The organism is Streptomyces sp. NPDC002537 (genome assembly GCF_053594975.1).
In genome coordinates, this window is the sequence record NZ_JBSFWT010000039.1 from 57687 (window position 1) to 66512 (window position 8826).

An 8826-nucleotide genomic window follows, 5' to 3' on the forward strand; every position below is an offset into this window, starting at 1 on the left:
GGTCAGCGTCAGGTTGTCGAAGAGTGTCGTCGAGGGGTGTGCGGGGCGTGGGGGGCGGAAGGCCGCTGGGGCGGCGGTTCGGGTGGCTGTGGGCGGCGTACGCGGTCAGCACGTTCGGCACGTATCTCGCGTTCGACGCCTTCTCCTTGATCGCCGTCCTTGTGCTGCACGCCGGGCCCGCCGAGGTGTCGGTGCTCGCGGCCGCGGGGTTGGCGGTGGGGGCGGCGGTGGCGGTGCCGCTCGGCCCATGGGTGGAGTTCCGCCGCAAGCGGCCGGTGATGATCGCGATGGACCTGATCCGGTTCGCGGCACTGCTGAGCGTCCCCGCCGCGTTCGAGCTCGGGCGGCTCGACTTCGCCCAGCTCCTGGTCGTGTCGGTCGTCGTCGCAGCGGCCGACATCACCTTCAACGCGGCCGGCGGCGCCTACCTCAAGACACTCGTGCGGCCGCAGGAACTCCTCGCCGCGAACGGGCGGTTCGAGGCCACGACCTGGACCGCCACCATGCTCGGACCGCCGCTCGGCGGAACCGTGGCCGGGCTGTTCGGCCCGGTGACGACCGTGGCGGCCGATGCCGTCAGCTATCTGCTCTCGGCCGTGGGAATCCGTGCGATCGGCGGCAGGGAGCCGCACCCCGCGCGAACCGGCGCACCGCCACGGCTGCGGGCCGGCGACCTGCTCGACGGATGGCGGTACATCCTCACCAGCCCGGCACTGCGCCCGCTGTTCTTCAACACGGTCCTGGTCAACGGCCTGATCATGGCGACCTTGCCGCTGCTCGCCGTTCTCATGCTCGGCCGCCTCGGGTTCGCACCCTGGCAGTACGGTCTGGCCTTCGCCGTGCCCTGCGCCGGCGGCCTGATCGGCTCACGGCTGGCCCGCCGGCTCGTCGCGCGGTTCGGGCAGCGCGAGGTCATGCTCACCGCCGGGACGCTGCGAGCGTGCTGGTCGCTCGGGCCGGCCTTCATCCGCCCCGGTACCGCCGGGCTGATACTCGTCATGGCCGTCGAACTCGGACTGATCACCTGCGCGAGCATGTTCAACCCGGTGCTCGCCACCTACCGGCTCGACCGGACCGCGGCGGACCGCGTCACCCGCACCTTGTCCGCATGGTCGGTCACCGGCAAGGTCACCACCGCGGCCCTGACCGGACTGTGGGGCCTGCTGGCCCACATCGCCGGCCCGCGCACCGCGATCGCCATGGCCGGTCTCCTCGTCCTGGCCACTCCGCTCCTGCTCATCCGACACGACCGTCTCCTGCGACACGAGCGGGAACCGGCCGTCCCGGCCGGTTGAGACGGACGGAGGTTCGGCGGCCTGCTGTCCCTCACTCCATCTGTCCCTCGGCGCCGGAACCCGCGCCGACGTCTCGGCTCCGGATCGTCGCGGCCGCACGGTGCAGTTCGGCAAGTACCGTCCGTACGGCCCTTCGTGCGGCACGTTCGGGGCGATGGAGCACGTCGATGTGGCGTTGGGCGCGCACCCCGCTCAGAGGTCTGAGGGCCAGCGCGGGGTGCGGGCGTGTGGTCCAGCGGGGCATCAGGGCCAGGCCGCCTCCGGCGGCGACGGCTTCGGCGGCCACCGTGAATTCGTTGATGCGGTGGACGATGTCGAGCCGTCGGTTCGCGGCGGTCGCGATGGCGTCGACGGTGGCCATCAGAGGGAAGCCGTCGTGAACGGTGATCCAGGGCTGGTCCGCGACGTCCTGAGGGGTGAGGCGTCGTTTGGCGGCCAAGGGGTGGTCGGCCGGCAGGGCGATGTCGAGCGGTTCGCGCAGCAGGGTACCGGCGGTGACCGTGGCCGGCCACGGCGGCGTCCGGTCGAGATGGTGGGCGAGTACGAGGTCGTAGTCCCGGGTCAGTCGCGGGAAGTGGTCCTGCGCGACGTCCTCGTCGGCGAGCGAGAGCCGCGGGTGTCCGGGGCCGGCCCGGCCGAGCAGCAGCAGCGGGAAGAACGCGGAGGCCGCGCTGTGGAAGGCCGCCACCGATACGCCCGCGTCCGGCTGGTCGGCGAACTCGTCGATGGCGTGCCGCGCCCTGGCCAGCGCGGTCTCCACCTCGACCGCCGCACGGGCCAGGGCCTGCCCGGCATCGGTGAGCACCAGCCGCCGGCCGTCACGTTCGGTGAGCGGTACGGGGATCGAGCGTTGCAGCAGCCGTAGCTGTTGGGAGATCGCCGAGGGCGTCATCAACAGCGCCTTGGCGGTCGCGGTGACGCTGCCCAGCTCGCCGAGCTCCCGCAAGATCTGCAACTGCCGTTCGTTCACCCGCACAGTGTAGTGATGCTTCAGGGTCGCTGAAGAAACTCGTTGTTGGCTTCAGGGTGGAAACGATGCAGCGTAGGGGGTGCTCAACGCCCACCGCACCACCGACAACGGGGAGTCCCATGCCGGACAACGGCAGCACCTACCAGCGTCTGGTCAGTCTGCTCGACAGCACCGCGACCGCGTACGAACTCATGGACCATGAGCCGGAAGGCAGCACCGAAGCGGTCAGCGCGCTGCGCGGACACCCGGTGTCCCAAGCCGCGAAGTGCATCGTCCTGATCGTCAAGGTCGACCGGCGGGTCACCCGCTACGTGCTCGCGGTCGTCCCCGGGGACCGGCGCGTGGACCTCGGTGCCGTCCGCACGCTGTTCTCCGCCCGCTACGTCGGATTCTGCGACGCGGCCACTGCCGAGCGACTGGCCCATGCCGTCCCCGGCACCGTCCTGCCCTTCAGCTTCGACCCTGAACTCGAACTCGTCGCGGATCCGGACGTCGTCGCGCAGCCGTGCCTCTACTTCAACGCGGCCCGCCTCGACCGCTCACTGGCCATCTCCGGCACGGACTACGCCAGGCTCGCCGAGCCGCGCGTCGAACGCATCACCGGACCGTCGACGGCCGAACGACAAGCGCAGGCTTGAAGGTTGCCGCCGCCGGTTCACCTCTGCGAGACGGCCGCTTTCGCGAGCGCGGCCAGCACCGGCCGCAGCAGCGGGTGGGCCTCGGCGCCGCGGCGTACCGCCGCGAAGACGCGCCGGGTGGGCGCCGTACCGTCGACCGGGCGGACCACCACGCCCGTGAGGTCCATGCCGCGCAACGCCGAGCGGGGGACCAGCGCCACGCCCGCCGCGGCCGAGGCGAGGGCGACGACGGCACGGAAGTCGTCGGAGGAGTGTTCCAGAGAAGGCTCGAAGCCGGCGTACTCGCAGGCCAGCATCACCACGTCGTGACAGGGGTTGCCCGGGTACGGGCCGATCCACGGGTCCTTGACGAGGTCGGCCACCGCCACGCGCGGTGAGCCGGCGAGCCGGTGGCCGACCGGGAGCACGGCGTCGAACGGCTCGGCGTAGAGGGGAACCCGGGTCAGCCGCGGGTCGTCCTTGCCCGGGGCACCCCGGTACTCGACGGCCACCGCCACGTCCACCTGCCGGTCGAGGACCATCATCAGGCTGGCGTCGCCCTCGGCGTCCCGGACGCGGACCCGGATACCGGGCGAGGAGGTGGCCAGCTCCGTGATCGCGGGCGAGACGACCAGCGTGATACCGGTCGCGAAGGCGGCGACGGTCACCGTGCCCGCCTCACCCGCGCCGTACGCGGCCAGCTCCGACTCGGCCCGTTCCAGATGAGCCAGCACGGCGTTGGCGTGGGCGAGCAGGATCTCGCCCGCGGCGGTCAGCTGGGTGCCGCGGGCGCTGCGCTCCACCAGACGGTGGCCGGTCTCCTGCTCCAGGGCGGCCAACTGCTGGGAGACCGCCGAAGGCGTGAGATGAAGCGCGGCGGCCGCGGCCGTGACGGTGCGGTGGTCGGCCACCGCACGCAGGATGTGCAGCCGCCGCGCTTCGATCATGGCCTCAGTTTCGCATGGCGGCCCTCGCGTCGACGAACGCGTCCACCGCGCGGTTGACGTCCTCGGTGGAGTGCGCGGCCGACAGCTGTACGCGGATCCGGGCCTGGCCCTGCGGGACCACCGGGTAGGAGAAGCCGATGACGTACACGCCGCGCTCCAGCAGCAGCTCCGCCAGGCGCGCCGCCTCCGCCGCGTCACCGATCATCACCGGCGCGATGGCGTGGTCGCCGGGGAGCACGTCGAAGCCCTCCTCGGTCATCCGGGAGCGGAACAGCGCGGTGTTGGCGTTGAGGCGCTCGCGCAGGTCCCCCGCCGACTCCAGGAGGTCGAGCACCTTCAGCGAGGAAGCCGCGATCACCGGGGCGAGCGAGTTGGAGAAGAGGTAGGGGCGCGAGCGCTGACGCAGCAGGGCGACGACCTCGGCACGGGCGGCGACATAGCCGCCGGAGGCGCCGCCGAGCGCCTTGCCGAGGGTGCCGGTGATGATGTCGACGCGGTCCATCACGCCGTGCAGCTCGGGGGTGCCCCGGCCGCCGGGGCCGACGAAGCCGACGGCGTGCGAGTCGTCGACCATCACCATGGCGCCGTAGCGGTCGGCCAGGTCGCAGATCTCCCGCAGCGGGGCGACATAGCCGTCCATGGAGAAGACGCCGTCGGTGACGATGAGCTTGCGGCGGGCCCCGTCCGCGTCCTTCAGCTGCTGCTCCAGGTCCGCCATGTCGCGGTTGGCGTAGCGGAAGCGGCGGGCCTTGGAGAGCCGGATGCCGTCGATGATGGAGGCGTGGTTGAGGGCATCGGAGATGACCGCGTCCTCCGCGCCGAGCAGCGTCTCGAAGACGCCCCCGTTGGCGTCGAAGCAGGAGGAGTAGAGGATCGTGTCCTCCTGGCCGAGGAAGCCGGAGATCCGCTGCTCCAGTTCCTTGTGGACCTCCTGAGTGCCGCAGATGAAGCGGACCGAGGCGAGTCCGTAGCCCCAGCGGTCGAGCGCCTCGTGGGCCGCGGCGACGACCTCGGGGTGGTCGGCCAGCCCCAGGTAGTTGTTGGCGCAGAAGTTGAGGACCTCACCGGGGCGGCCGCCCGAGGTGACCGCGACGGAGGCGGACTGCGGGGTGCCGATCACACGCTCGGGCTTGTGCAGCCCCGCGGCGCGGATCTCGTCGAGGGTGCTGCGCAGCTCATCGCGAACGGAGTCGAACATAAAGGAATGTCTCCAAAAAAACTTGGGGGAGCGGGAGGAGCGGACGGGCGTGGGGCTCAGGAGGTCCAGTCGAGGATGACCTTGCCGCCGAGACCGCTCGCGGCGTCCTCGAAGGCGGCCTCGAAGTCCTGGTGCGCGTACCGGCCGGTGATCACCGGAGCGAGGTCGAGACCGCCTTCCAGCAGTACGGACATCGCGTACCAGGTCTCGAACATCTCCCGGCCGTAGATGCCCTTGATCGTGATCATCGAGGTGACGATCCGGGCCCAGTCGACGGGGAACTCCTGGGTGGGCAGGCCGAGCATCGCGATCCGGCCGCCGTGCGTCATGTTGGCGATCATGTCGCGCATGGCCTCGGGCCGGCCGGACATCTCCAGGCCGATGTCGAAGCCCTCGCGCAGGCCCAGGAGACGCTGGCCTTCCGCGATCGGGGTCTCGGCGACATTGAGGGCGAGGCTGACGCCGACCTTCCGGGCCAGCTCCAGACGCGCCTCGCTGACGTCGGTGATCATCACCTTACGGGCGCCCGCGTGCCGCGCGACGGCCGCCGCCATGATCCCGATGGGGCCGGCGCCGGTGATCAGCACGTCCTCGCCGACCAGCGGGAAGGACAGGGCGGTGTGCACGGCGTTGCCGAACGGGTCGAACACGGCGGCGACATCGAGGTCGACGGGAATCCGGTGCACCCACACATTGCTCGCGGGCAGCGCCACGTACTCGGCGAACGCACCGTCCCGCCCGACGCCGAGGCCGACCGTGGCACGGCAGAGGTGACGGCGGCCGGCCAGACAGTTGCGGCACGTCCCGCACACCAGGTGGCCCTCGCCGCTGACCAGGTCGCCTTCCTTGATGCCGGTGACGTCGCGGCCGATCTGCGCGACCTCACCGACGAACTCGTGACCGAGGGTCAGCGGGGTGTCGATGGTCCGCTGCGCCCAGCCGTCCCAGGCCCGGATGTGGAGGTCCGTGCCACAGATGCCGGTGCGCAGCACCTTGATCAGGACGTCCCCCGGGCCGATGGTCGGCTCCGGTACGTCCATGAGCCACAGACCGGGCTCGGACTTGTGCTTGACCAATGCCTTCAACGCAACGGCTCCCGTGCATCAGAGTGTGCCGACTTCCCGGGAGCCTCAGGCTTCCCGATCCCAGGGAGGAAGCCTTCCGTACGTCGGCCGCCTGGTCCATCGAGGATTTCTTAACAGCGGCCACAGCTCCCCTTCACGCCCTGCGAGCACCGGGCCGCGCTCGTTTATGCGCACACAAACCCACGTACTAAGGTAAGGCTTACCTTTCCTGTTGATCGGAGTCGTTGTGCGTGTGCTGGGGTTGAAGGCCGTACTGGCCGTGTCCGTCGTCGGCGGCCTGCTGGCCGGATGTTCGTCCGGGGCCGGAGCCGGGGCCGGTAGCGCCTCGCCGAAGAACGAGCGCTCCTCCAGCGGCAACAGGAACCTCGTGGCCGGCGCATCCGAAGGGCCGTCCGTCGCACCGAGCGCCCTCGCCGACGGGATGGGCGCCGGCACCGCGAAGGACGGACAGTTCTCCCGCACGGTCAGCCACTACAAGGGCAAGACGGAGATCGGCGCCGCGCCCACGCGCATCGCCGTGCTGAGCACCGGGCAACTGGACGACCTCCTGTCCCTGGGGCTCGTGCCCACCGCCTCCACCCGGGCCCAGAACGCCGGGCTCGTACCCGACTACCTGCGCGACGCCTTCCCGCAGTACAAGCAGCAGCTCGCCGGGATGGCCGACGTCGGGACGCGGACCGCGCCCAACCTGGAGTCCCTGTCGGCTGCCAAGCCGGATCTCATCCTGGTCAACGACTCGCTCGGCGACCTGTACCCGAAGCTGGCGAAGATCGCGCCCACCGTTGTGACAAAGGGCCAGGGCATCAACTGGAAGCGGGACCTGCTCCTCGTCGGCGCCGCCGTCGGCAAGGGCGAGCAGGCGCAGAAGCTCCTCGACGACATCACCGCCGACGCCACGGCACGCGGCAAGAAGATCAAGGAAGCCAAGGGGGCGGACACGACGGTGTCCATGGTGCGCTTCACGCCCGACCGCACGCGGATGTTCGGGGTGTCCTCGTTCACCGGGTCCATCGCCGCCGACATGGGGCTCGCACGGCCCAAGTCACAGCAGTTCACGGCGATTTCGCAGGACATCGGGGCGGAGAGCATCGACGGCGCCGACGGGGACTGGATCTTCTACTCGGTGCAGGGGAAGGAAGCGAAGACCGACGCCGGGAAGGTGCTCACCGGGCCGCTGTGGCAGTCGATGAAGGCGGTCGAGTCCGGGCACGCGGTGCGCGTCGACGACGACCCGTGGTACCTCAACGCCGGCCCGGCCGCAGCGCGCCTGGTCGTCGGCGAACTGGCCGAGAACCTCGGCAAGTGACCTTCCGGAGCATGCTCTCCCGGACCTCCCCGGCCGCCCGCCCGGCAGCGGCCACCGCCCCACCCCGGCGTACCGCCGTCTCACGCGTCGGCTGGATCGTCGCCGCCCTCGCCGTCACCGCAGTGGCCGTCGCCCTCAGCCTCACCGTCGGCACCCGCCCCGTCCCGCTCTCCGCCGTCCTCGACGCCCTGCTGCACGGCGGGAGTTCGGCGGACCCGGATGTGATGGTGGTGCGGTCACTGCGGGTACCGCGTACGGAAACCGGCCTCGCCGCGGGCGCCGCGCTCGGCATCGCCGGGGCGGCACTGCAGGCCGTCAGCCGCAATCCGCTCGCGGATCCGGGCATCCTCGGGCTCAGCCAGGGCGCGGCGGCCGGGGTGGTGCTCGCCATCGCTTTCGGACTGGCCAGCAGCTTCGACGGCTATGTCTGGTACGCCTTCGCCGGGGCCTGCGTCGCCGCGTGCGTCGTCCATGCCATCGCCTCGCGCGGGCGGGGCGGTGCCACGCCCGTCAAGCTGGCGCTCGCCGGAACGGCGTTCGCGGCGATGACGACCGGGGCCACCACCGTCGTCCTGACATCGAGTTCCTCGGCCCTCGACCAGTTCCGGTTCTGGCAGGCGGGCTCGCTGAGCGGGCGCGACGCGCAGACCGTCATACGCATGCTGCCGTTCCTGATCGGGGGCACGCTCCTGGTCCTGGCCTGCGCGCGCAGCCTGGACGCGCTCGCCCTCGGCGACGACACGGCCCGCGCGCTCGGCCACCGGGTCCACCTCGTACGGGGCTGCGCGGCACTCGGCGCGACCGTGCTCACGGCGGCCGCGGTCTCCGCGGCCGGCCCGATCGCGTTCATCGGCCTCGCCGCCCCGCACCTGGCCCGCCGCCTGGTGGGTGGCGCACACCGCCGGCTGCTTCCTCTCTCCGCCCTGCTCGGCGCGGCCGTACTGCTCGCCGCGGATGTGGCGGGCCGGGTGGTCCGGGCCCCGGCGGAGGTACCGGCCGGGGTCATGACGGCACTCGTCGGGGCGCCCGTACTGATCGTTCTCATACGCCGCAAGGGAATGCCGACATGACCGCCACGGCGGCCCACCCCCGCTCGGCGGGACTCTCCGCCCTGCGCGTCCGGCTCGGCCGCCACCCCGTCTCCCTTCTCCTGCACCGGCGTTCGGCTGCCGTCGCCTGCGTGCTCCTCGCCGTGCTCGCGGTCCTCATGCTCGCCTCCGCCTGCCTCGGGCAGACCGTCGTGACACCGTACGACGTCTGGCATGTGCTGCGCGGCGGCGACGGCCCGTACGCGCTCGTCGTCGGTGAACTGCGCGTGCCGCGCATCGCGCTCGGGGCGCTGGTGGGCGCCGCGCTCGGGGCCGCCGGCGCGCTCGTGCAGAGCGTGACCCGCAATCCGCTCGCCAGC

The 8826-nt window shown here is 71.5% G+C and carries 9 protein-coding genes; 5 read left to right on the forward strand and 4 right to left on the reverse strand.

The window, feature by feature from the left end:
- Positions 1–47 precede the first annotated feature (47 nt).
- Entirely contained in the window at positions 48–1295 is a 1248-nt protein-coding gene (locus ACWD4A_RS19200; protein WP_451195298.1) for an MFS transporter, read from the forward strand.
- A gap of 31 nt (positions 1296–1326) precedes the next feature.
- On the opposite strand, the gene ACWD4A_RS19205 is transcribed toward ACWD4A_RS19200, so the two are convergent.
- Positions 1327–2265: a LysR family transcriptional regulator gene (locus ACWD4A_RS19205; RefSeq protein WP_451195300.1), complete on the reverse strand. Its 939-nt coding sequence runs from the start codon at positions 2263–2265 to the stop codon at positions 1327–1329.
- Positions 2266–2384: 119 nt separating this feature from the next.
- On the opposite strand from ACWD4A_RS19205, the gene ACWD4A_RS19210 reads away from it, so the two are divergent.
- Positions 2385–2903, forward strand: coding sequence for a YbaK/EbsC family protein (locus ACWD4A_RS19210; RefSeq protein ID WP_451195301.1), 519 nt, complete (start codon positions 2385–2387; stop codon positions 2901–2903).
- A 17-nt stretch (positions 2904–2920) separates the two neighbouring features.
- On the opposite strand, the gene ACWD4A_RS19215 is transcribed toward ACWD4A_RS19210, so the two are convergent.
- Genes ACWD4A_RS19215 through tdh form a run of 3 tightly spaced genes read right to left on the reverse strand, consistent with a single transcriptional unit; the run spans position 2921 to position 6112 of the window.
- Positions 2921–3829, reverse strand: a complete 909-nt coding sequence (locus tag ACWD4A_RS19215) for a LysR family transcriptional regulator (protein WP_451195303.1) — start codon at positions 3827–3829, stop codon at positions 2921–2923.
- A 4-nt stretch (positions 3830–3833) separates the two neighbouring features.
- Entirely contained in the window at positions 3834–5027 is a 1194-nt protein-coding gene (locus tag ACWD4A_RS19220; protein ID WP_451195305.1) for a glycine C-acetyltransferase, read from the reverse strand.
- A gap of 56 nt (positions 5028–5083) precedes the next feature.
- The gene (gene tdh / locus ACWD4A_RS19225) at positions 5084–6112 is read right to left on the reverse strand and encodes an L-threonine 3-dehydrogenase (protein ID WP_451195307.1); all 1029 of its coding nucleotides are present in this window, start codon (positions 6110–6112) and stop codon (positions 5084–5086) included.
- A gap of 211 nt (positions 6113–6323) precedes the next feature.
- On the opposite strand from tdh, the gene ACWD4A_RS19230 reads away from it, so the two are divergent.
- The 3 genes from ACWD4A_RS19230 to ACWD4A_RS19240 all read left to right on the forward strand — a co-directional run.
- A complete protein-coding gene (locus ACWD4A_RS19230; protein ID WP_451195309.1) occupies positions 6324–7418 on the forward strand; it encodes an iron-siderophore ABC transporter substrate-binding protein in 1095 nt (364 codons plus the stop codon).
- On the forward strand, positions 7415–8488 hold the full coding sequence (locus ACWD4A_RS19235; protein ID WP_451195310.1) for a FecCD family ABC transporter permease: 1074 nt from the start codon (positions 7415–7417) through the stop codon (positions 8486–8488). The genes ACWD4A_RS19230 and ACWD4A_RS19235 overlap by 4 nt, the downstream gene beginning before the upstream one ends.
- Positions 8485–8826: iron chelate uptake ABC transporter family permease subunit (locus ACWD4A_RS19240; protein ID WP_451195312.1), on the forward strand; the 342-nt coding region annotated here is incomplete at its 3' end. The genes ACWD4A_RS19235 and ACWD4A_RS19240, both read left to right, overlap by 4 nt.